Source organism: Enterococcus lactis, assembly GCF_015751045.1.
Lineage (GTDB): Bacteria > Bacillota > Bacilli > Lactobacillales > Enterococcaceae > Enterococcus_B > Enterococcus_B lactis.
Genome location: NZ_BNJW01000022.1, coordinates 1 through 22495 on the forward strand (window position 1 = coordinate 1; position 22495 = coordinate 22495).

The following is a 22495-nucleotide window of genomic DNA, read 5'->3' on the forward strand; positions in this document are numbered from 1 at the left end:
ACAGTAAAGAAGTTCGGTTTTTGATAGGGACTCGTAGTCCTCAAGGCTTTGTTCGAACTTTCTTTCACTCTTCACTATAATCTAAAAATAGAAAATAGAGGAGAACATCATTCGTCAATGATGTTCCCCTCTAATCTTAGTATGTTTTACTCGTTTATAATTTTCATCGAAGTATTTTCCGCTACGGATATCATCAGGCATGCCATCATATGGCGCTTCACTAATGACATCTTCATTGTCTATACCTGCATCACCCATATAAGTGATGGTAGCAAATTCAGGAACAAGTAATTTTGGATAAGTTTCATATTTTTCACGAGCTGCTTCCATTTCTGCGATATGTTCATTTTGGAAAGTAACAGTGATTTCTGGATGTTCTTCAACCCATTTAGGGAAAAAGATCATTCCGTGAAGTTTCTTTTCATTTGGCATAAAGTCTAATGCCACGTCTGTCCCTGTTGGTTCTGTCCAAGTAATTTTGAATACGCCATCTGTCAATTTAACGATATCAGCTTCTTGGTCTTTTACCCAACGACCTTTGACCATTCCGCCGTGGATACGGTAATCGACAGTATGGTCATTTTTTGCATACCATTCATATTCCCAACCGTTGTCATACGTATAAATAAAGTGAGTTCCAATAAAATCTTCCAATTCTTTAAATTCTTTCATGATTAAGCATCTCCCTCTAAATTAAAACATGTAATAAACTACATGTTTTTGATTACTCGTTTATGATAGAATGGATTTAAAGATTTGTCAAGGAGGAAAAACTGATGGCAAGAAAAAATACACTTCGCTATATTTTATTAGGGTTATTAAGTAAGAAGCAGATGACAGGATATGAATTGAATCAATCATTCAAAAATGAAATAGGAGAATTTTGGCAAGCAAAACATAGTCAGATTTATCCTGAGCTGGCAAAAATGGAAGAGCAAGGAATCATTCAACATCAAGTAGAGATCACAGGCGAAAAATTGGAAAAAAAAGTTTATGAATTAACAGAAGAAGGGAAGGAACAATTAGCAGAGTGGATTCATACACCGACCAATGAACTGCCGGTTAATCGAGACGAATTCGTTTTAAAATTGTATTTCGTCAAAGACGTGAATGATCCGGCATTAGTAGAAATTATCCAGCAGCAGCGTGATCTTCATGAAGAAAAACGCATTCATCTATTAGAGCGAAAAAAAACAATCTTTCCTACAGAAAAAGAAAAACATGAAAATTACGGACATTACTTGATTTTAGCGCATGCGATCAATCGGGAAACAGAATATGCAAGTTGGCTGACAGATGTATTGGAAGAAGAAAACAACCGAAAAAAATAAACTAAAAAATATCCGAACAGTGATGGATGCTTCCTTTCTATATGAAAGAAATGCAGATCACCGTTCGGATATTCTTATGTTCAAACAGGCTTTTTCTAAGTGTTATATGTATCATCTACTTTTTAAAAAGTCTGATGTTTAGGAGATTAGCGGAGCTTAGAGTTCTTTTAACAGCTGCTCGTAGTCAGCTTTTTCATCGACAGGAAGGAGTTTGTAAGACAATTCGTCTGTCTCGTTGTCATGAATGATGTACATCTTCGCATTCTCTTCTTTGAAGTTGCCAATTTGTAAAATCGTATAGCGTTCGTCGATCAATTCGATATCTTTGATTGCTTTTGAAAAAACTTTGCGGACATGATGCATTTTCTTTTGTCGGATTTCTGCCTTTTCTGCAGCTTTAGATAAGGTAAATCCGTCATCTAAGTATTTTTTGATCAGTTCTACTTTTATAACTGTAGGCAAACGATATTTTCTAGGACAATTCGCATCAGCTTCGATCGAACGAATGAATCCCTTTTGTTCCCAATACCTTAATTGACGTGGAGACACACCGACGATATCACTTAATTCACTGATGCCAACAACCAATTGATCGTTTTCCAACAAACGTTTAAGGGAAGCCCCAACCATTTTTGTCACTCCTTTTGTCCTCTTACTTTCCTTAATTATATCTGTATTAACTAATGTGTCAAGTAGGTTGACAAATGGCGGATTTAGGACTAAAGTATTCTAGTAGTTTCAGAAAAAATTCAGAAAGAAGGAGAAATATGAGTAACAACCAACCCGTAGATATTTACGGAAAACCATATAATCGGACACTTTTAGTTGTTGTCTTATTAATTGGTACATTTTGTACCGTTTTGAATCAGACCTTATTGACGACAGCTTTTCCTACATTGATGAAAGCTTTCGATATTTCAGCGTCTGATGTGCAATGGTTAACGACTGGTTTCTTGCTAGTCAACGGGATCATGATCCCAATAACAGCATGGCTGATCAATAAATTCAGTTCAAGAAATTTATATCTTTCTGCCATGACGATCTTTTTGATCGGAACGATTACTTGTTTTACAGCACCTAATTTTAGTACATTACTAATCGGTCGCTTGATCCAAGCTTGCGGTGTGGGAGTATCGATGCCATTATTGCAAAATATCATGTTGTCTATTTTCCCACCAGAAAAAAGAGGATCAGCAATGGGGATGTCAGGAATCGTTATTGGGCTTGCTCCTGCTTTAGGCCCTACATTATCTGGTTACATCATTGATAACTACCATTGGCGTGACTTGTTTGGTATGGTACTGCCAATCGTTGTTCTTGTCTTGGTTTTAGCATTCTTCCTAATGAAAAGTGTTATTCCACTGTCAAATCCTAGCATTGATATTTTATCAGCTATTTTGTCAACGATTGGATTCGGTAGTTTGCTTTACGGATTTTCTAGTGTAGGTGATGATGGCTGGGGAAGCTTGAAAGTAATTGGTTTCTTAGTCGTTGGTGTGATTTTCATCGCCTTGTTCTCATGGCGTCAATTACATTTGGAACATCCATTCTTGGAACTTCGCGTATTCAAATCATCTACATTTACGATTGCAGCTGTTTTAGCCGGTGTAACGAATATGGCGATGGTAGGGGCAGAAATGGTCGTGCCGTTGTATATCCAAAACATTCGCGGAGAATCAGCATTCCATTCTGGCTTGATGTTGTTGCCAGGTGCTTTGATCATGGGGGCTATGATGCCCGTTACGGGTGCGATTTTCGATAAATACGGCGCGAAACGTTTAGCCATTACAGGGATGTTCATTTTAACAGCCGCAACTGCACCATTTGCTTTCTTGACAAAAACGACTCCAGTTTTATATATCGTGATCCTTTATGCGATCCGTATGTTTGGGATCTCCATGGTCATGATGCCGGTAACGACTTCTGGTATGAATGCATTGCCAAATAACTTGATCAGTCACGGGACAGCGGTAAATAATACATTCCGTCAAATTGCAAGCTCGATCGGTACAGCTATTTTGATCAGTGTGTTGACGAATGTGACAAAAGCAAATATCCCAAGCAAATCTGTATTGGACAATACACCATTAGCTTATAAAGATCAGGCAATCAATGCCACACTGTCAGGTTACCATGCCGCGTTTATCGTAGCGATCATCTTTGGGATCCTTGGCTTTATTATTGCCTTTTTATTGAAGAAAAAAGAACCTGTTCTAACGAAAGCGGGGGATAATGCATGATTATTGGAGTTTTGATTGTCAGCTTGCTTGCTTTTGCTTTAACGAACGTGTTCGCTAAAAAAACATGGCAAACCTTTTTATCTTTGATTTTCGGACTAATCTTCGTCGCTTCACTAAGTTTGATCGTCGCTAATTTGTCCAATCACTTTGGAATGGAAAAAGTAACGGAAACGAAAACAGAAAAAATTGTTTCCAGTGCTGATTCCCAAGGAGCAGATATGCTTTTGTATAAAGCTTTAGGGAATGGAAAAGAAAAAGTGTATCTTTACCGAACGAATGAAAAACAAGAGAAACCAAAAGCAACTGGTACGGATAACGAAACAAATAAAGTAGAAAAGACGGACGGCGATGCTGAAAAAGTGACGAAAACTACTTATTGGGAATACAAAAACGACATGTATAAATTCTGGTTCAATATTGCTGATAACAATCACGAATATGACAGCCGAGTGAATACATTCAAAATCCCAGAGACATGGGTAGAATTAAGTACGGACCAAGCATCCAAGTTAGCTGAATTAGTGAAGAAACAGCAAAGTACGATGGAAAGTGAAGCAAAAGCTTATGTGCAAGACGGTATGGTAAAAGCAATGACTGAAAATCCGCAAATGAGCAAAGCAGAACAAGAACAACGTACGAAAGCCTTAACTGCTGAATTCCAACAACAAGCATTCGCGAAATTAGTGAAAGAAGCAAAAGGCGAATAATATTTTGAACATCGTGTAGGAGGTTGTGAAAAAGCTGCTCTGCATCAAGCAGTAAGAACAATCAGATAAAAATAGCACGCCATATTTTTCATCTGATTGGGCTTAGTGCCGTAGATGCAAGCTTTTGAACACCGTTTAAGGAAGAGGTTGTGAAATCAGTGTTTTGACCTGAGTATTAGAGAAAAAAACGGAAAAATAGTTCCTCATATTTTGCCGTTTTTTGAGCTAATGCCGAGGGTCAGCTGGTTGAACACCGTTTAAGGAAGAGGTTGTGAGCCTGCCGTTTCACTCTGAGTCACAAGGAGCAATTTCAAAAAACAGCTTCTCATGTTTGTTGAATATTGTGACTTGTGGCCGAGGAGTTGGCAGGAGAACACCGTTTATTCAAAAAAAGGGAACTGCGACAAGACTTTTGTCACAGTTCCTTCTTTTTTTGCTATGCTATACTAGATATAAAAAATAGGAGGAATAAAATGAGGAAAACTTATTCTTTTGAATCAAAAATCTATGCTTCCGAAGTCGGCAAGGGTGGCGCATATATTGTTTTTCCATATGATATAAGAGAAGAATTCGGTGCTGGAAGAGTGAAAGTCCAAGCAACTTTTGATAATGTGCCGTACGAAGGCAGTATCGTGAATATGGGAGTGAAAATTTAGATGGTTCGGTCTGCTATATCCTTGGACTACGAAAAGATATTCGTAAAAACATCGGAAAAGATATTGGTGATATCGTAGCAGTTACAGTGAAGCAAAAATAAAAACAAGAGGTTATGACAAAAGATGTGTCACAACCTCTTTGATAAACGGTGTTCAATCAGCTGACCCTCGGTATTCGCTCATAACGCTGATTTCACAACCTCTTCTTTCATAATGGTTTTTCACCATCTTTATAATAAACGGGTTCTTTGATATGGAAATCTGTTTTTTCCAACCAATCTAAAATCTTGTAACCTAACTCTTCTGACATCGGAAAAGAAGCGTTGATTTGTGCATTGGAGATATGGTCAACATGGATACCGGAAGTGATCGTACAGCTTCCTGGAACGGCATTTTTGATGACCACAGCTATTTTTTCGGCTAAGACATCGTCTTTGTGGAAACGACCATCGTGGCTAGGGAAACGTACAGTTTGGATCTCTGTATCACGAGAAAATGTAGTGACTGTTCCGATATGTGGTGTATCTCCGCCTGTTAAAGTAATCAATAAGTCTTTACCGATTACTTTAACAGCGGCTTGGATCGTGAAACCTAGTTTTGTTACTTCAACTATCGTTTCTTTTTCCATATTAATCACCTTGCCAACGTTTTGAATGTTCATTTACAATCCCAAATTGATCCAAAAGTTTCATTGTATGGTGATCAACAAGATCTTGGATCGTTTGAGGCTGATTATAAAAAGCAGGGATCGGTGGTATGATTTGCACACCTAGTCGTGCTAATTTAGTCAAGTTTTCCAAGTGAATGGCATTTAATGGCGTTTCACGAGGGACAATGACTAACTTTCGTTGCTCCTTCATTGTTACATCAGCAGCACGTGCAATCAGGTTGTCGCCTAAACCAACAGAGATACCTGCGACTGTTTTCATACTTGCCGGTACGATGATCATTCCATCGGTCAAAAATGATCCGCTGGCGACAGCAGCACCTAGATCTTTGTTTGAATAATGGTAATCAAACAGGCTTTCGAATTCATTTAGGGATAAGTCGGATTCCAGCTTTAAGTTCTGTTTTGCCCATGGACTGATGATTCCGTGTGTTTCTACCATCGGATATTCTTTTAGTTTCTTCACTAGGTTGATGGCATAAATGGTGCCCGAAGCGCCACTTACACCAATCACGATTTTTTTCTTCCGTTGTGCCAATTGTTCCATTTTCCGCACTCCTTTTTATGATGTCAAAACAGTTGCAGATCATTCATTATTTCAAATATTTTTCCCAATCTTCTACTTCTTGGAATTTTGCACGTACAAAATGTTCTTTCATATCGAAAGGAACTGTACCGTCAAAGATAGTTTTTGCACTCATCCCACGGAAACGAATAGAGCCAGGATTATATTCTGGTAATTCTGATGGGTCCAATGGATGGTTTCTCATTCCTGGGAGCACAATAATGTCTTTATCTCCTTGGAAACGAGTGTTGAAAGTCCAAACTACATCGTTCATGTCGAAAATATCAACATCTTCATCGACTAAAATGACTGTCTTCAATTCTTTGAAGGCTGATAAGGCAAGAATAGCTGCTTGGCGTTGAATACCTTCATCCGCTTCGTTTTCTTTACGAATCTGCATGATGGTCATCAATTTACCGCCACCTGCAGGAGGATTGTAGACATTTACTACTTTTCCTGGAATAGCTTTATCAACCAAGGCAAGAATACTTGCTTCTGTAGGAATACCGGCCATAGATACGTGTTCTTCACTTGGACCAATCGTTGTTTGCATGATTGGATTGTCTTTTCGATGAGTAACTGCTTTGACTTTTACTACTTGTACAGCTGGATTAGCATCCCCAGTATAACCAGGAAATTCTGGCATTGCTTTCCCTGAGTTCGTGTTGATATCTTCTTGCATTGTTTCATTTGGCATGATTTCTGCTTCAATGATGAATTCAGCACGAGCAATACCCACTTCATCGACTACTACACCATCAACGATTTGAATAGGTTCGTTACGCAAAGCTCCTGCACACCATAGTTCGTTGTAGCCAAGTGGAGTGGTAGGTGGTTCGAAAGTCGTACCAATGGCAATTGCTGGATCTAAACCAATATTGATAGTGATAGGCATTGGTTTATTCAATGCTTCAAATTGTTTTTGGAAGTGACCAATGTGGCGCCCACCAGGCATGATGTACATACCGATCGTATCTTTGTCTTCTAGGACCATACGATGGATCGTTACATCGCTCATTGTTTTTTCTGGATCTGATCCTAAGACTACACCCATCGTGATGTATGGACCTGCATCTTCAGGAGTATTTGTAGGTGCAGGCAAAATGTTGCGAATATCGAAGTCTGCATCGGTAGCTAGATGAACCACTTCTTGTGCTGGAGCGTCTGCTTTGTCTACTTTCACAGGTTTGATTGGATTTTCTACAGCGTCTTTCAAGAAACGGCCAAGTGTTCGATAATCATGGTGCAAAATTTCACCTACACGTTTACGACTAGCCATTGTCCCGATGTTCACACGTGTGCCGGGGAAACCTTTGATATTGTTGAAAGTCATAGCTGGTCCTTCTTGAGTCGGACGTTTTACTGTACCGCCAGCACCGATATAACGGTAAACACCAGATAATTCTGCTTCAGGATCGATTTCAATATCTGTTTCGTGATATTGACCTGGAAGTGTTTTTAGTTCTTCGATGACTTTTCTTAAATCATACGGTTGATCTGTCATGAAAAATTCCTCCTTAGTTGTCTTTACCTATCTATAGTAAAAGGTACAAAGGAGGAAAACAATTCAACTTGTTTGATAAAATATTCCTTAATGGAATGGATACGGTTTTTTGATAATAGAATAAATTATGATATACTTACAACAATAAGAAAGCGCATACTAAATCCTAATGGAAGGAAAGTGAAAAAAATGGAGGAGTCATTTCCTAAAGCAGTAAAAGTAGAAAATATAGCGAATATTTTGAAAGTTACATTTGAAAACGGGGAAGTAAAATACGTGAAATCTCATTGGACAGAAGAGATAACCGATGCCTTGCAATTTGGAAAAAAAGGAAGAGGAAAAAGAAAAAATCTTCTCGCTTTGTCTACTAATATGTGGATTGGGACTGAAGTAACGATTGAAGCAGATGGAACAGTATTCATAAATGGAAAAGACAAATATACACCGCAAGAACTGTGGCTCAAAGGGGAAAACCATATTCCAGAATTATAAATAGGCAAGAGGTTGTGACAGAAGTGGTCAGCTTCAAGAAATAAGAAGGAATGTACGAAAATTGCTTCTCAAATTTTTGTGACATTTCGGCTTATTTCCGAAGAAGCTACTTCAGGAACACCGTGAATCAGAGGTTGTGACCGAGGAGTTGGAAGGAGAACGCCGTTTATCGAGAGGTTATGAAAAGCTGTTTATTCAAAAAAAGGGTGGTGACAACAATTTTGTCACCACCCTTTGTAGTAATTGGAAAAAACGAATAGCTTTATTCTGCACGCAAAGCGATAGCAGCGTCTTTTTTCGCTGCCATTCGTGCAGGAAGATGACCGCCAAGCATCGTCAATACAGTAGAGACAATCACTAGAATGATCGCATGGACAGGATTTAGTTGCGCAACATTTTTTAGATCCGTCATGCTGTACAAGATGCTATTGATAGGGAATGTAGCTAGCCAGGCAATAAACACACCTAGTATCCCAGAAGAAATACCTAAAATACACGTTTCTGCGTCAAATACGCGAGTGATGTCTTTTTTCCGTGCACCTAAAGCTTTTAGTACACCGATTTCTTTTGTCCGTTCAATCACAGATGTATAAGTAATGATACTGATCATGATCATACTTGTTACTAAAGAGATCCCTGCAAAAGCAATGAGGACATAAGTGATAGCATCCATCAATCCGCCAGTCAGTTCAGTCATCGTTCCAGCTAAATCAGTATAAATGATTTTATCTTCATCTGATTTGCCTTTATTGTAATCATCTAAATAATCCAAGATTTTTTCTTTGTCTTCAAAATTGTTCGGATAAATCATGATACTTGAAGGCAAGCTGTCTCCGCCTAAATAACTAAGCAATGTTTGTTTGGCATTTTCGTCAACTTTTTCAGTAGTTAAGACATTTACATCACTGTCTTTTTGGGCTTTGACGATTTCTGATTCTTTGTTCTCATTGACGATTTGAGTCGTTAATTGATCACTATAAGCGATTCCTGGCGATAAGAGATTCATTGTAGAAGAAGACTTCACGCGTAGGATTCCTGAAATCTTCAATTCATCTGAAGAATTCTGGTACATCGAATCATAATCTGTATTAGGAATGAAATTCCCAGTTGGAAGTTTTGTATAGTAAGTATTGTTGTTTACTAACTTGAATGTTGTACCGACGATCTCATCGAAATCAAGTTTTTCGTCTTCCTTCACATCAAATCCAAGATTTTTCAATGCATTGATATTAGTATTATTGTTGCCGTCTACGATCAGCACGACATCTGTTGCTGAGGCTGGATAACTTCCGGCAAGTAAAGAATAATTGTCTTTTAAAAAGTTTTCTTTGCTAGTGTCAAGCTGTGTAGGGAAACTTGACACTCCCACACCTGTCATTGCTGACATCGTACTAGACAAGGAAAGAGATTCCGCATCAGGGTTTTGATTCGAGAAGCTGACAGGCTGTACTTTGCCATTTACATCACGTAAAAGATTGATTCCTGTTGTACGAGTAAACCCAATATTATTACTTAAATTAGGATCGATGTCTGTTACATAATCGACGTAGGTTTGATCGATCTTATTCGTATGCTGTGCTTTGTCTTCTTCGCTGACTTTTGCTGTGATCGTTTTGCTGTCTGGATACTCTGCTTTGCTTGCACCTAATCCAGCATCGTCACGGGTCTGGTTAGTCGTTACCTTAGAAATAGTGATCGGAAATTTCGCCATCGTTTCAGCTTGCGTGTTATCGATTTGCTTTTGGAAACCAGAAGAAAGGGAAAGGACGATCGCGATTCCGATGATCCCGATACTGGAAGCAAAGGAAGTCAAGAAAGTACGTCCTTTTTTTGTTCGGATATTGTTGAAAGAAAGCTTCAACGCTGTCCAAAAACTCATCTTCGTTCTGCGTAGGTTAAATTGATCATCTTTTGGTCGTTCGATGTGAGGATGGGAATCCGTTAAGATCTTACCATCAGAAAATTCAATGATCCGGTCTGCATATTGATTGGCCAGTTCAGGATTATGTGTGACCATGATCACTAATTTTTCTTTCGATAACTCTTGGATCAGTTCCATGATCTGGATACTTGTTTCTGTATCTAAAGCTCCGGTTGGCTCATCACACAAAAGGATATCTGGATCATTGGCTAGCGCTCGAGCGATTGCTACCCGCTGCATTTGTCCACCAGATAGCTGATTTGGCTTTTTGTGCATATGATCTGTCAAGCCGACCCGATGCAAGGCATCTTCTGCCCGTTTTCGTTTTTCGTCTTTAGAAACACCACTTAATGTCATCCCAAGTTCAACATTTTCAATAATGCCTAAATGACCAATCAAGTTATAACTTTGGAAAATGAACCCGATAGAATTGTTTCGGTAGGCATCCCAGTCGTTGTCTTTGAAGTCTTTAGTAGACTTTCCGTTGATCACCATATCACCGGAATCATAATTATCTAGTCCACCAATCACATTCAGCATAGTCGTTTTACCAGAACCACTAGGACCTAAAATCGCTACGAATTCTTTTTGTCTGAAAGCGACAGATACACCATCCAATGCTTTAGTGGTGGTTTCGCCGACTTTATAATATTTTTTTATATCTTTTAATTGAAGCATAATCACCCTTCTCCCGTATTGAAATATTCGGTATACTAATAAGTATATCAGAACAATGATCGTAGTATACAAAATAAATGTTAACTGAAGATGAACTGCAAGAAAAAATCTAGAAATTTTTCAAAAAACAGAGGGAGAACAATGAATCGTATTTTAATAGTAGAAGATGATCCGCAATTACAGTTGCTTTACCGTTCTGTGTTGGAACGAGCGGGCTTTTCAGTCATCACTGCACTGAATGGAGAGGATGCGCTGAAAAAACTAGAAGCGACACGTATAGAATTGATCATTACAGATATCATGATGCCGAAAATGGATGGCTATGACTTGCTAGACTCATTACGTAGCACCAGATTTGACACACCTGTTCTGATGATTACGGCAAAGGCCGATTTTGAGGATAAGAAACGCGGGTTCAAACTAGGAGCAGATGATTATATGACAAAACCCATCGATGTCAATGAGATGATCCTACGTGTGGAAGCATTGCTTCGACGTTCAAAAATCAATTACAGCAGTAGCTTGATGATTGGACAAACAAAATTAGAGCTGGATACTTATACAGTGTTACAAGATCAGCATTCGTTGATTCTGCCTCAAAAAGAATTTCTGCTTCTGTATAAATTACTGTCTTATCCCAACAAGATCTTCACTCGCCAACAGTTGATGGATGACATTTGGGGATTAGATACGAATACAGAAGAACGAACGATCGATGTACATATCAAACGTTTAAGGACCCGTTTTGAAAAGACGGAAGATTTTCAAATCATGACAGTACGGGGACTAGGCTATAAGGCGGTTATTTAAAGATGAAAAAAAAGCTATTTTCACAATTATGGATCTATTTTGCCAGTATTGTCTTCATTTCGATCTTAGTGACACTGCTGTGTTTTCTTGGTTTTATTTTCTTATTGTCTCGGCATTCTATCTCACCTGCTGAATCGGCTGGAAAACCAACGCTATACCCGTTATTCGTCTTTGCAGGGTTCAGTATGATCGTGGGTACAGGAATATCGATTTTTGTTGGGCGGCGTATTCTGCATCCAATCAGTGCACTAGGGACAAATATGAGTCTGGTAGCAACGGGAGATTTTTCGATTCGAATGGATGAGCAGCAGAAAGTAGCAGAAGTACAGCAACTGTATAAAGATTTCAATGTTATGGTCCAAGAACTCAATAGTATCGAAACATTGAGGAATGATTTTGTGTCCAGTGTATCCCATGAATTCAAAACACCATTAGCAACGATCCAAGGATATGTACAATTGTTACAAGCCCCAAATCTCTCTGACGAAGAACGCCAAATATTTTTATATCGGATTATCGAAAGTATCACGCAGCTTTCACAATTAACAGAGAACATCTTAAAATTGAACAAACTGGAAAACCAGCGTATCCAACTGGAAAAAAAAGAGTACCGATTAGATGAACAAATTCGAGAAGTAATCGTTTTTTTGCAGCCTAAATGGGAGAAAGAACAGCTAGAATTGGATATCGAACTGGCTGCAGTAAATTACACAGGCAATGAAGAGTTTTTGTACCAAGTGTGGTTGAATATCATGGATAACGCCATAAAGTACAATCAAGTCAATGGACAGATTCATATCAAACTATTTGAGACAGCCACAGAGATTGTACTGGAAGTGACCGATTCAGGTGTAGGAATGAATGAAGAGACCAGAGATCGAATGTTTGAAAAATTTTATCAAGGAGATACAAGCCGTCAAATTTCTGGGAATGGGCTAGGACTTTCACTGGTCAAAAAAATTCTAGAACTGCATGATGGTCGTATTGATTATAGCAGTATCGAAGGAGTAGGAACGACAGCAATGATACGGTTAAGTAAACAATAGGAAAAAGAATAACCCCCCCTAAAAATTCGATTGAAGGTTTTTAGGGGGGGAGTCGTTTTTTTGTGATGAGGGAAATGTTCTTACGGTTCTTTCGACATAAAATCGCTGCTTTCTTATTGAACTACGAGAAATGATAGATGTGTCATTGAAACAAGGATATGATGCAAAAAAGAGAGCGAAAGTCATGAGTCGCTCTCTTTTTTGGATGGATTGATAGACAGAAAATGAAGGGCCTAGTTCTCTTCTTGTTTCAAATACTCCCAAAATGTGTCTGAAGCCAAAGAATGTTCACCGATTTTACGCGTAAATGCGAGATAACTTTCTTTTGTTGGAGAGATGGGGAGGATCACAGTATTTTCTTTTAACAGATTTTTGACTGTTTTTTCCATAACAATAGCAATCCCCATGTCATTTGCAATCATATTGATGATCAAGTCGGTCCTAGATCCTTTATAAGAGATTCTCGGTTCAAATCCAGCTTCGCGACACAAGTCCAGCACAGGTTGATACAAGTTCGTAGTAGGGCCAAGAACCAAAAAATTCTCCTTTTTCAGTTCACTTAGATCCAATTTCTTTTTAGCAGCTAAAGGATGGGTTTTAGGCAGAACTGCTACAAAATCGTCTGTTTCAGTAGGTAGCCACTCAATCGAACTTGGTGGGGCCTGGAAGCTTCTGGCAAAGTGGATCGTATCACTATGTTCATTTGTATCGTCATAAGTCAGTTCGATACTTTCCACTTCTTTCAACTGGACCGTAAATTCAGGATGACGTTTCAAAAATTCGGTAATCTTGGAAAAGCCTTGGTAATTGATCATGGTTGGTATCGTTAAGATATTTAATGAAAGATTGTTTTCTTGCGTATAGGTTTCAAGCACTTCTTGCATGGCATGGTATTGTTCTACGACATTTTTTACATAAGGGAGCAACAAGCTTCCAGCTTCGGTCAACTCGATTTTTCTATGGGCACGTTCGAATAATTTTACGTCTAGTTCTGTTTCTAACGAAAGAATCTGTTTAGAAATGTTTCCTTGGGTGGTGAATTGTCGTTCAGCAGTTTTGGTGAAATTCATTGTTTCGGCTAAATCAAGAAAAACTTCAAATTTATGGATATCCATCATATTCCTCCTACTTATTCCAATAAAGAATACTTTAACACAAAAAATGAATTGGTGTAACCTACTCTGTCTGGTACAATCTTTCTTGCAGTGAAAGCAGTGATTGCAGAAAATTTTCTGTAATAATTTTCGCTTTATAGAGAAAGAGAGGAGTTTTTTTGATGCCAACTGGAGTTTTGATCAATGTAGGTTCCGTTTTGCTTGGCGGACTAATTGGCGGATTAGTAGGAAATAAACTAAGCGAACACTTTAAAGCGCAGCTGACGATGGTTTTTGGTGTGTGTTCAATGGGGATGGGTATCTATTCCATTGCGCCAATGAAAAATATGCCAGCTGTTATTTTTGCTTTGGTGATAGGAACAGCGATTGGACTGATTGTTCATTTAGGTAATGGGATTAACAAGGGCGCTGCGTTGATGCAAGTGCCTATTTCTAAAATCTTTCCTAGTGAAAAGCTTGGTATGACCCACGATGAATTTATCAGCACATTAGTGACGGTCATTGTTTTATTTTGTGCAAGTGGTACGGGGATTTATGGAAGCTTAGATTCTGGGATGACTGGAGATAGTACGATTTTGATTTCTAAATCTGTCCTTGATTTTTTCACAGCAGCAATTTTTGCATGTAATTTAGGATATGTCGTTTCCGTAGTAGCGATTCCCCAATTCATTATTTTTTATATCTTGTTCTTATTGGCAAAATTTATTTATCCATTGACTACACCAGATATGATCTTAGACTTTAAAGCTTGCGGTGGATTCTTGATGGTTGCTACCGGTTTTAGAATGATCAACGTGAAAATGTTCCCAGTAGCTGACATGATACCAGCAATGATCGTTATCATGCCACTAAGTTGGATGTGGACGAATTGGATCATGCCACTGTTATAATAATAATCAAAGAGAAGCCATTTTTTGCTGACTAAAAGGGATCAAACCTTTTAGTCAGTTTTTTTTGTATTTGACAAACTGATTTTGAAACTATATTATATGATGTATAATATAGATTGTAATAAAATATTACACTTGAGAATAGAAGGTGACGTAATGCACATCCAGATTCCAACTGTTCTTCTTGATGGCACTGTGTTAGCAGCATTAAGCAAAGAAGATATGTATGGTTATGCCTTAACAAAAATCGTACAAGAAAGTCTCTCAGTCAGTGAATCTACACTTTATCCGGTTTTGAGAAGATTGAAAAAAGAAGGGTATCTTGAGACCTATGATGAACCTTTTGAAGGTAGGAACCGTCGATATTACTCGTTGACACCAATAGGAAGTCGTCATTTAGAAGAAATTATTGATGAATGGATTGTTTTTCGAGATTCTTTAGACCGGTTATTGGAGGAGAGCACAAATGAATGATTATTTGAATGAAGTTGTGGATCATCTTCAAGAAATTCCTGAAGACGATCGTTTTGATTTGATCCAATATTATGAGGAATATTTTTTAGATTCCGGAAAAACATTAGATCAGGTCATTGATGAATATGGTACACCAAAGCAGTTTGCTTTAAAATTAAAAATCAGTTACTTTTCAGAAGAAGAACAAGCAGAAGACGAGTTAGTGAGGAGTCCAAAAAGACAAATGCGTCTGATTTGGTTAATCATTATCGGTTTATTTGCTTCTCCTGTCCTCATTCCACTAGCATTGGGGTTTATATTGGTTATTGGGGGACTATTGATTGCTTTGCTGGCGCTCATTTTTAGTATCTATGTTCTATGTATCAGTATCTTAGGTATTGGCTTATTCATGATCATCTCAGGAATCAGTGTGTTTGGTCAATCGATTCTGAGTGGGTTATTCTTTATCGGTGTTGGTCTGTTCGCCACGGGAAGCGCAGTATTTATTTCGCCACTGTTGCTGAAAGGAACAAAATGGCTTTTTTATGTCATGATGAACTTTGTTAAATGGATGGGACGGCGTTTTATTACAAAAAGAGATCTGCATTCAGCGGGCGCTTGAAGGAGGACAGATAAATGAGATTGAAACATTTTTTGATTACCGGTATTATCCTGATGGTTACTGGCGGACTCCTAGCAGGTGCAACTTATACATTAGGCGCTCAAAAGAGTCTGACTTGGGATGATGGCCCTCGATTGATCGATATGGTGACGGAGACGAAAAAAATCAAAGAGGCAAACAAAATCGTCATCCATGCAGAACATCAAACAGTGTCAGTCATACGCGGGTTGGATTTTGAGATAAAAACGACCTACGATAAGACAGAAAAGCCAGAAATAAAGGAGAAAAATGGTGTATTGACCGTGAATGCAGTCAAAAAATCAGAAGGTGCGATTATTAGTTTGGAAGACACCAGTGCACAAATCACTATTGTTGTCCCTGCAGATCAGGAATTATCTGAATTGACAATCGAAGGGAATAATAGTGCAATCGACATCAACGAAGTATCGATCAAAAAAGTAAATACTATGACACACGATGGTTGGGTATCATTCAATGAATTTACGGGAGGAACAATAACGGCGAAAGATGAATTAGGTTCTCTTCGTTTAGATGAAGTCAAGGTGGATAACTTGACCGTCATAGGAGAAAGCAGCAATTTACATCTAGAAGACAGTTTGGTCAGCAAAGAAGGAAACGTCACTCTAAACAATAGTAATTTATCTTTGCATGAGATGGAAAACAGTGGCTATACTCTCCAAACATCTGGTGAATCTCATATTGAAAAAGACTACCAGCCAATAACAAATACGTTGTTAGAGCAAGGACAGAAACGGCTGAAGATCACTGCCAAAGACACTTCGATCAATATCACGACAGATCAAGAAGACGATGAAACAGATTGATCTAGCAAACAACTGGATAGTTTAAGAAAAAACAGCAAAGATCGGAAGGATCTTTGCTGTTTTTCATCGCTTAACACACATAACTATAGTAAAATAAGTAAGAACATATCTATAAAGAAAACAGGGTGAAAAAGTATATGAAGGCAGAAGAAGGTCAAAGAGAAAAGTTAAAAATAGAAATGGAAAGATTACATACTTATATCACTCAACTAAGTCAAACCTTTTATGATCCAGATAAAGAAAAAGTGATGGTCAACTATCCGAACAATTCAGAAGGTCGTCAATTAGAGCAAGTGTACCATGAAGTTTTCAAACATTTATTGACGGTGAAGAAAGAACTGGACTATTATTCTTTACCGATTATCGATACAGGAATATTGAAGTATGATGGGGAGAAGGAACGATTTATCTTTAAATCTGTTCGGGAAGACTTGCCTCTTTCAGCAGGAATGGATCTAGAAATCTTGGTAGAAGACTATTTTACAGAAGAAAAACACTGGGTTCGAACAAGATTGGATTATTTGCCGCAAGCAGCCGGAGGAACACAAGCAAGCGGTTGGTACATCACTGAAGACAAAGATTTGGAACTAGAAGGTGCAATGGCGCGAATTCGAAAAAAGGATTAAAAAGCAACACTATATTTATTGAAGGATAAAGGAGCGCAGAAAGTAGAATGAGAGAAAAAAGAGCAATTTATATCAATGGTTATGCAGGAATCGTCAGTTTGGTCGTATTAGCTTTAGTTGGTTTATTTTTCTTCTATTTAGGCATGTGGCAAGCGAAAGTTTGGGCACTATTTTTAAGTATTTTTCTTTGGCTGATCGCGTTACTGTTGCTAAGTTCGGCAACTGTAGTCAGCCCTAATCAAGCAAAAGTGATTTTGTTTTTTGGACAATATTTAGGTACGATCCGGGAAAATGGCTTTTTCCTTACGATTCCTTTGGCACAAAAAATGACTGTTTCGTTGAAAGTTCGGAATTTCAACAGTTCTGTTTTAAAAGTCAATGATTTAGACGGAAATCCCATCGAAATCTCAGCAGTAGTCGTGTTTAAAGTCATTGATACAGCAAAGGCATTATTCGATGTAGCGTATTATCAAGATTTTGTAGAAATCCAAAGTGAGACAGCCATCCGGCATATCGCTAGCCAATATCCGTATGATACCTTCAATGATGATGATTTGACGCTTCGAGGAAACACTACGGCAGTGTCTGACGAGTTGAAAAAGGAGTTGCAAGAGCGTTTAGCAGTAGCAGGTGTCGAAGTAATCGAAACACGATTGAATCATTTAGCCTATGCAACAGAAATCGCCAGTGCCATGCTGCAACGTCAACAAGCAAGAGCTATTTTGTCTGCTCGACAAACCATTGTTGAAGGAGCTGTCACGATCACTCAAATGGCTTTGGAACAAATCGAAGAAGGACAAGAAATCAATTTCACCGATGATCGAAAAGTCCAATTAATCAATAATTTACTTGTCTCAATCATTACAGACAAAGGAACGCAACCCGTTATCAATACAGGCGATATGAAAGACCGTAAGTGATATAGTTTTTGTAAGATAGGAAGAAGGAGTTTAGGACGATTGTCTTAAACTCTTTTTTAGTTGTTCAATGAAAATGACAAAATTGAAAGAAGAATGATAGATGATTCGAAGGCATAATTGTTCGTTTTTTTCTATAATCAATATATAAAGTAAGAGAGAAGGGGAAAAAGTGAAAAAACTTCTGATCGGACTACTTGTTTTCATCGTTGTGGCACTTGCAGGGGTGAAAATCGCAGATTACGTAGTGATGGGCGGAGAAGAATACTATGTACAGATTACGACAGATGGTGCAAAAACAGTCTCCAAAGCAGACTCTGGACAAGAAATAGTCAACTATAGATATATCCTGCCTGGTTATACGAAAGAGGGTAAGGAAAAAGAACTAGATTTCAATGGGCAATTGACTCGACCGCTTCGTAAAGGAGCATATTTGAAAATCACCTGGAACAAAAAGAAAGGTGTCACTTCATATGAAGAAGTCGAAAAAAAAGATGTGCCGAAAACAGCACTAGAAAAACTAATTAAAGGGTAGGGAAAGAAATGAACAAAATAGTCGAAGTACAGAATGTAACAAAAGTATACGGGAAAAACAATGAGAAAAAGACGCAAGCATTAAGCGGCATCAGCTTCGATGTAGAAAAAGGTGAATTTATTGGCATCATGGGTGCTTCCGGTTCAGGTAAATCAACGCTTTTGAATATTTTATCCACATTAGACAAACCAACAGATGGACATATCCGAATCAATCAAAAAGATGTGACGACATTAAAAGGAAATCAACTAGCAGATTTTCGTGCGAATGAAATCGGCTTTATTTTCCAAGATTTCAATTTATTAGAAAGTTTGACAGCACAAGAAAATATCGCTGTTCCTCTTTCTTTACAAGGTGTCAGACCAAAAGAAATCAAGCAACGTGTCCAAAAAATTGCAGAACGTTTATCGATTGCTCATATTTTGGAAAGCTATCCTTCTGAGATTTCTGGTGGACAAAAACAACGAGTCGCTGCCGCACGTGCGTTGATCACACAACCAACGATTTTATTAGGGGATGAGCCTACAGGTGCGCTGGATTCTAAAAGTGCCCGTGATCTTTTAGATACGATGGACGAATTGAATACAAAAGATCATGTATCGATTCTTCTAGTGACACATGATCCGTTTTCTGCAAGTTATTGCCAACGTATTTTATTTATCAAGGATGGCGGTATCCATCAAGAAGTGAAACGTGGAGATCAAAGCCGGGATTCCTTCTATCGGGAAATACTATCTATTCTTGGAAACTTGGAACAGTAGGGGGAGATTGACTATGCTTTGGAAATTATCACTTACTGGGATCAAGAGCCGTTTAAGAGATTACTTGGTATTATTCTCAGGATTAGTTATGGCATCTGCTATTTTTTACATGTTTGAATCAATGGCGAGCAACGAAGCCTTTTTGAAAAGCAATACGGTCGTTGCTGCTACAGTTATCATTTTCCGACTAGGTTCTGTTTTACTAGGGATCATCACATTCGTTTATATTTTATACGCGAATTCCTTTTTGATGACGATGCGACAAAAAGACTATGCCATGTTTATGATGCTAGGAGCAAAAGGCAGAAAAATCGCACAGATGATTTTTTCTGAAACATTCGTAGTAGGGATCGCGGCTACCTTAGTAGGTTCAGCTGTCGGTGTAGGATTGACAAGTATCGTCCACCGATTATTAGTGGATCAGTTAGATATCAATATTTCGCATTTTACACCTTTTAGCATTCATGGGTTGTTGATCACCGTTTTGTTTTTTGCTATTTTGTTTTTATTAGCAGCTATTGTCAATGCTTTTTCGATTGTCAAAAAACCGATTTTAGCATTGATTCGTGCGGATCAGACACCAACAAGAATCAAGCAGCATAAATTCTTGTTCTTCCTTGAAGTAGTACTAGGGATTGCTTTTCTAGGCTGCGGTTATTATATGATGAAACATGTGGGGACCTATCAAGTTTTTGGTATGGGAGTAGCTCTAGTCACGATCGTATTAGGAACTTATTTCATTTTCCACTCTGTGATCATTTTCTTCTTATCATTACTAAAGAAATCAGAACAGATTTCATTGAAAAAATTGAACAATTTCACATTGTCACAGTTAAGTTTTCGTATTCGTGAATATACACAAATGCTCTCCATGGTTGCTATGCTGTTTGCTTTAGCACTTGGTGCTTTGACAGTAGGTCTAGGATTTAGAAATGAAATTTCGGAAATGACGGAAAATGCTGCTGGTTATGACCTAGTGATGAATAATCCTCGGGCAGAAGATCAGCAAAAAATCAAAGAACTATCACCAACACTTTCTGCTTCTTATACTCAAAAAGAAGATGCGGGAACGATTTACTATAATGCAAGTGAATTTGCGGCTCAACCATTGATCATGATAAAACATGAAGATGGGACACCGCCGAAAATCACGAAAGAAAAAGTTCCTGCTGAAAAAATGAATGAACTGACTGTACAAGATGAGCTTCGTGGCTATGAATTGCCTGAACAGCAAGAAAAAGAAATCAAGGTAGTCAGTCAATCGGAATTTGATCAACTGAGTTTGCCACAATCCACTTTACAGCTAGTTCAGGTCAAAGACTTCCAAGCAAACTTGGAACCAATCAAAGCACTTGCTACACAAAATAAAACGAACAATCCATCTTTGCAAAAAGTAGAGTACAGTAACCAGAAGTATGAAATGTATGAAGGATATAATAGTCTATTCTCTGGTTTTGAATTTATGGGATTCTTCTTAGGTTTAGCTTTCTTGACTATGCTTGCTAGCTGTTTGATGTTCAAGATCTTGTCAGGAAGCAAGAGTGACATCGCTCGTTATGAAATGCTTGAAAAGATAGGAACACGACGCGGATTGCTTAAACAATCGATCCGTAGAGAAGTAGGTGTGTTATTCTTAGCACCAGGAATCTTAGGTGTAGTCCATGTCTTATTCGGATTACAAATGTTTGGTCTATTCATGCAAAATCCATATAAAGATATTTGGGTGCCATTTACGATCTTCTTCGTATTGTATTTCATCTACTATGTACTGACGACATGGTTGTATACTGGAATCGTATTGAAAAAGAGGTTGTGACAGAAGTGATCAGCTTCAAGAAATTTCGGCTTATCTCCGAAGAAGCTACTTCTGGAACACCGTTTGTTCAGAAAGAGGGACTGTGACAAGTTTTTGTCACAGTCCCTCTTTCGTGATCTTTTATTAGAATATAGTAAATTTTTTCTCGTTACTCACGGAATAAGCTGTTAAGAAAACGGTTTCCATGTATACTGGAATCAGTACAAATGAAAGAAAAGAGGGTGCAAGGAACATGGAAATCAATGAACAAAATTTTGACGGAAACTATCACTTGATCACGATCACGAATCAAAATGGGACATCTTTGTCTGTCAGTGATCTAGGTGCACGAGTCGTCCATTTTCAAACAATGATCGATAATGAAAAACGAGAGTTGGTTCTAGGCTTTGATGAAGCAAAAGAATATCTGGAAAAAGATCCTTATATCGGAGCTTCAATCGGACGTATGGCTGGACGGATCACGGATGGCACATTCAAATTAGATGATGAAACATTCAAAGTAAAAACAGATCCAGATACTGGCCATTGTTTACATGGCGGTGCACCTAGCTTTGAAGCCAAGCAGTGGCATTATACAGTTATTAATGGTGAGAACGAAGCCTCAGTCATTTTCTATCAGACTAGTCCAGACATGGAAAATGGATTTCCTGGCACTTTAGACGTAGAAGTACGGTATACACTGACGAATGATGATACATGGCGAGTGACAGTCCAAGGGATCAGTGACCAGAAAACAGTATTCAATCCGACGAATCATGTTTATTTCAATTTAACTGGTGATCCAACACAGCCAATCGACGAACATACGCTTTGGTTGAACAGCCGATTATTCGCTACGCTCAATAAAGATACGACGCCTACAGGAGAAGTGATTTCAGTAAGCGGTACAGCATTTGACTTTCAACATCCTAAAAAATTAGGTGAGGTATTCGCCAGTGATTTTCGCCAATCAACGATGGTAGGCGGTATCGATCATCCATTTTTATTAAAAAAACAGGCTGATCTGCTAAATGCAGCGGAATTGACGAGCCCTGATGAAAAAGTATCAATCCAAGTAAAAACGGATGCTTCAGGAATTGTGATTTTTACCGCAAATTTTGGAGAAGATGGGCCAGAAATGCGTGGAAAAAAATTAGTAGATCATGGCGGTATCACATTTGAGACTCAAGAACTACCAGGAGCAGAGCGACTTGAAAGTTTTGGAGATGTCACTCTGGAACCTAACCAAGTACGCGAATTTGTAACGGAATACAAAATAAATAAATATAAAGAAATAGAATAAATTAAAAAAGGGAATG

23 protein-coding genes and 1 pseudogene are annotated in these 22495 nt (G+C 38.2%); 17 read left to right on the plus strand and 7 right to left on the minus strand.

What is annotated here, in order from left to right; genetic code table 11:
* Nucleotides 1-114 precede the first annotated feature (114 nt).
* Complete coding sequence (locus KFO35_RS11130; RefSeq protein WP_002336071.1) at nucleotides 115-672, minus strand: phenolic acid decarboxylase; 558 nt, start codon at nucleotides 670-672, stop codon at nucleotides 115-117.
* Nucleotides 673-776: 104 nt separating this feature from the next.
* Between KFO35_RS11130 and KFO35_RS11135 the strand changes: the two genes are divergently transcribed.
* The gene (locus tag KFO35_RS11135; protein WP_002315936.1) at nucleotides 777-1331 is read left to right on the plus strand and encodes a PadR family transcriptional regulator; all 555 of its coding nucleotides are present in this window, start codon (nucleotides 777-779) and stop codon (nucleotides 1329-1331) included.
* A 156-nt stretch (nucleotides 1332-1487) separates the two neighbouring features.
* Here the strand turns inward: KFO35_RS11135 and KFO35_RS11140 are convergent, their stop codons facing one another.
* Nucleotides 1488-1961 (minus strand): MerR family transcriptional regulator, encoded by a 474-nt coding sequence (locus tag KFO35_RS11140; RefSeq protein ID WP_002293203.1) that lies wholly within the window; start codon nucleotides 1959-1961, stop codon nucleotides 1488-1490.
* 137 nt (nucleotides 1962-2098) lie between these two features.
* On the opposite strand from KFO35_RS11140, the gene KFO35_RS11145 reads away from it, so the two are divergent.
* The 3 genes and pseudogenes from KFO35_RS11145 to KFO35_RS11155 all read left to right on the plus strand — a co-directional run bounded on the left by KFO35_RS11145 (nucleotide 2099) and on the right by KFO35_RS11155 (nucleotide 5035).
* Nucleotides 2099-3571, plus strand: a complete 1473-nt coding sequence (locus KFO35_RS11145; RefSeq protein WP_002293204.1) for an MDR family MFS transporter — start codon at nucleotides 2099-2101, stop codon at nucleotides 3569-3571.
* Nucleotides 3568-4278: a DUF4811 domain-containing protein gene (locus KFO35_RS11150; RefSeq protein ID WP_002293205.1), complete on the plus strand. Its 711-nt coding sequence runs from the start codon at nucleotides 3568-3570 to the stop codon at nucleotides 4276-4278. Before KFO35_RS11145 ends, KFO35_RS11150 begins: the two co-directional genes overlap by 4 nt.
* Nucleotides 4279-4751: 473 nt before the next feature.
* Nucleotides 4752-5035: pseudogene (locus KFO35_RS11155) on the plus strand (DUF1905 domain-containing protein).
* A gap of 107 nt (nucleotides 5036-5142) precedes the next feature.
* On the opposite strand, the gene lpdD reads toward KFO35_RS11155, so the two are convergent.
* Genes lpdD through KFO35_RS11170 form a run of 3 tightly spaced genes read right to left on the minus strand, consistent with a single transcriptional unit; the run spans nucleotide 5143 to nucleotide 7670 of the window.
* A complete protein-coding gene (lpdD, locus tag KFO35_RS11160; protein WP_002315934.1) occupies nucleotides 5143-5562 on the minus strand; it encodes a prenylated flavin chaperone LpdD in 420 nt (139 codons plus the stop codon).
* 1 nt (nucleotide 5563) lies between these two features.
* Nucleotides 5564-6148, minus strand: coding sequence for a UbiX family flavin prenyltransferase (locus KFO35_RS11165; protein WP_002293209.1), 585 nt, complete (start codon nucleotides 6146-6148; stop codon nucleotides 5564-5566).
* 46 nt (nucleotides 6149-6194) lie between these two features.
* The gene (locus tag KFO35_RS11170; protein ID WP_002315933.1) at nucleotides 6195-7670 is read right to left on the minus strand and encodes a UbiD family decarboxylase; all 1476 of its coding nucleotides are present in this window, start codon (nucleotides 7668-7670) and stop codon (nucleotides 6195-6197) included.
* Nucleotides 7671-7850: 180 nt separating this feature from the next.
* Here KFO35_RS11170 and KFO35_RS11175 point away from each other — a divergent pair, with 180 nt between their 5' ends.
* Nucleotides 7851-8162, plus strand: coding sequence for a hypothetical protein (locus tag KFO35_RS11175; protein WP_002320403.1), 312 nt, complete (start codon nucleotides 7851-7853; stop codon nucleotides 8160-8162).
* Between the two features lie 262 nt (nucleotides 8163-8424).
* On the opposite strand, the gene KFO35_RS11180 is transcribed toward KFO35_RS11175, so the two are convergent.
* On the minus strand, nucleotides 8425-10761 hold the full coding sequence (locus KFO35_RS11180) for an ABC transporter ATP-binding protein/permease (RefSeq protein ID WP_070704502.1): 2337 nt from the start codon (nucleotides 10759-10761) through the stop codon (nucleotides 8425-8427).
* 141 nt (nucleotides 10762-10902) lie between these two features.
* Between KFO35_RS11180 and KFO35_RS11185 the strand changes: the two genes are divergently transcribed.
* Together KFO35_RS11185 and KFO35_RS11190 are read left to right on the plus strand one after the other, a co-directional pair.
* On the plus strand, nucleotides 10903-11571 hold the full coding sequence (locus KFO35_RS11185; protein ID WP_002315931.1) for a response regulator transcription factor: 669 nt from the start codon (nucleotides 10903-10905) through the stop codon (nucleotides 11569-11571).
* 2 nt (nucleotides 11572-11573) lie between these two features.
* On the plus strand, nucleotides 11574-12617 hold the full coding sequence (locus KFO35_RS11190) for a HAMP domain-containing sensor histidine kinase (RefSeq protein ID WP_025477355.1): 1044 nt from the start codon (nucleotides 11574-11576) through the stop codon (nucleotides 12615-12617).
* Nucleotides 12618-12850: 233 nt separating this feature from the next.
* Here the strand turns inward: KFO35_RS11190 and KFO35_RS11195 are convergent, their stop codons facing one another.
* Nucleotides 12851-13732, minus strand: coding sequence for a LysR family transcriptional regulator (locus KFO35_RS11195; RefSeq protein WP_002293221.1), 882 nt, complete (start codon nucleotides 13730-13732; stop codon nucleotides 12851-12853).
* Nucleotides 13733-13893: 161 nt separating this feature from the next.
* Here KFO35_RS11195 and KFO35_RS11200 point away from each other — a divergent pair, with 161 nt between their 5' ends.
* From KFO35_RS11200 to KFO35_RS11245, 10 genes are all read left to right on the plus strand, one after another.
* Nucleotides 13894-14622 carry a DUF554 domain-containing protein gene (locus KFO35_RS11200; protein WP_002293223.1) on the plus strand — a complete coding sequence of 243 codons (729 nt, stop codon included), beginning with the start codon at nucleotides 13894-13896 and terminating at the stop codon, nucleotides 14620-14622.
* A gap of 156 nt (nucleotides 14623-14778) precedes the next feature.
* Nucleotides 14779-15096 (plus strand): PadR family transcriptional regulator, encoded by a 318-nt coding sequence (locus tag KFO35_RS11205; RefSeq protein WP_002293224.1) that lies wholly within the window; start codon nucleotides 14779-14781, stop codon nucleotides 15094-15096.
* Nucleotides 15089-15697: a DUF1700 domain-containing protein gene (locus KFO35_RS11210; RefSeq protein WP_002293226.1), complete on the plus strand. Its 609-nt coding sequence runs from the start codon at nucleotides 15089-15091 to the stop codon at nucleotides 15695-15697. Before KFO35_RS11205 ends, KFO35_RS11210 begins: the two co-directional genes overlap by 8 nt.
* A 14-nt stretch (nucleotides 15698-15711) precedes the next feature.
* Entirely contained in the window at nucleotides 15712-16542 is an 831-nt protein-coding gene (locus KFO35_RS11215; RefSeq protein ID WP_002315929.1) for a DUF4097 family beta strand repeat-containing protein, read from the plus strand.
* A gap of 137 nt (nucleotides 16543-16679) precedes the next feature.
* Nucleotides 16680-17168, plus strand: a complete 489-nt coding sequence (locus tag KFO35_RS11220; protein WP_156272341.1) for a DUF5348 domain-containing protein — start codon at nucleotides 16680-16682, stop codon at nucleotides 17166-17168.
* Nucleotides 17169-17215: 47 nt separating this feature from the next.
* A complete protein-coding gene (locus KFO35_RS11225; RefSeq protein ID WP_002315928.1) occupies nucleotides 17216-18088 on the plus strand; it encodes an SPFH domain-containing protein in 873 nt (290 codons plus the stop codon).
* A 169-nt stretch (nucleotides 18089-18257) separates the two neighbouring features.
* Nucleotides 18258-18620, plus strand: coding sequence for a YxeA family protein (locus KFO35_RS11230; RefSeq protein ID WP_002315927.1), 363 nt, complete (start codon nucleotides 18258-18260; stop codon nucleotides 18618-18620).
* Between the two features lie 8 nt (nucleotides 18621-18628).
* A complete protein-coding gene (locus tag KFO35_RS11235) occupies nucleotides 18629-19381 on the plus strand; it encodes an ABC transporter ATP-binding protein (protein ID WP_002312797.1) in 753 nt (250 codons plus the stop codon).
* Nucleotides 19382-19394: 13 nt separating this feature from the next.
* Nucleotides 19395-21197: an FtsX-like permease family protein gene (locus tag KFO35_RS11240; RefSeq protein ID WP_025477354.1), complete on the plus strand. Its 1803-nt coding sequence runs from the start codon at nucleotides 19395-19397 to the stop codon at nucleotides 21195-21197.
* 232 nt (nucleotides 21198-21429) lie between these two features.
* Complete coding sequence (locus KFO35_RS11245) at nucleotides 21430-22479, plus strand: aldose epimerase family protein (RefSeq protein ID WP_002315925.1); 1050 nt, start codon at nucleotides 21430-21432, stop codon at nucleotides 22477-22479.
* Nucleotides 22480-22495 lie beyond the last annotated feature (16 nt).